Source organism: Candidatus Thiosymbion oneisti, assembly GCF_900092655.1.
GTDB lineage: Bacteria > Pseudomonadota > Gammaproteobacteria > Chromatiales > Chromatiaceae > Thiosymbion > Thiosymbion oneisti.
Window position 1 is genome coordinate 1 of the sequence record NZ_FLUY01001419.1, and the last position, 778, is coordinate 778.

At 61.2% G+C, this 778-nt stretch carries 1 protein-coding gene; it reads left to right on the forward strand.

Going from position 1 to position 778, the window contains the following annotated elements; translation table 11 throughout:
• Positions 1 to 87: 87 nt before the first annotated feature.
• The gene (locus BQ17_RS14515; RefSeq protein ID WP_176722445.1) at positions 88 to 669 is read left to right on the forward strand and encodes a glycosyltransferase family A protein; all 582 of its coding nucleotides are present in this window, start codon (positions 88 to 90) and stop codon (positions 667 to 669) included.
• Positions 670 to 778 lie beyond the last annotated feature (109 nt).

A 778-nucleotide genomic window follows, 5' to 3' on the forward strand; every position in this document is an offset into this window, starting at 1 on the left:
TCCCAAGGATGGGATCCTTCTTCAGCCACCGAAAGCACTTTTTTAACCATGGGAAAAACCCCTCCTCCATCCGGCGTTAGCCTGTCGGTGATCATACCTTGTTTCAATGCCGCGGAGACCTTGGGTGCTTGCCTCGACGCCCTGCTGGAACGCAGCCGGGTTCCCCCGGACGAAGTCATCGTGGTGGACGATGCCTCGCAGGATCGATCCGTGGCGGTGGCCTCCCGGCCGGGGGTCGCGCTGATTACCGCTAAAATCAACGCGGGGCCCGGCGTGACCCGGAATCTGGGCGCCGCCCGCGCCGGCGGTGATATTTTGGTCTTTGTCGATGCCGATGTGGCGGTTGCACCGGACGCCCTGGGCAGGTTGGCGTGCCATTTTGCCGAGGATGCGGACTGCGTCGGCGGGATCGCCCGCACGGAGTTCTACCAAGGGTTCAGTTTCGACATGGGGGGACACCGTTTTTTTACCAAGTCGGATTATGTCAAGGGGATGTGGCAAGATTTGCTCGGCGAGGATTTCCTGTTGCGATCGCGGCTTTCCAGGATCTTCTACCGACATAAGTTCTTCGCCTATCCACCGCGGTTGTGGGATGCCCTGATGGGCTTGGGGTTGCGGGAAAGCATCCAGGTCCTGGCCAGCTACCTGCGCTGGCAGTTGCTGCCCTAATGGACGATGCCGAGCTGATCGCCCTGGCTGGTCGCGAGCTCGAGACCATCGGCCTGCTACCGGCCGGCCAGGTAATCGACGGTCAGGTCTATCGCATCGCCGATGCCTA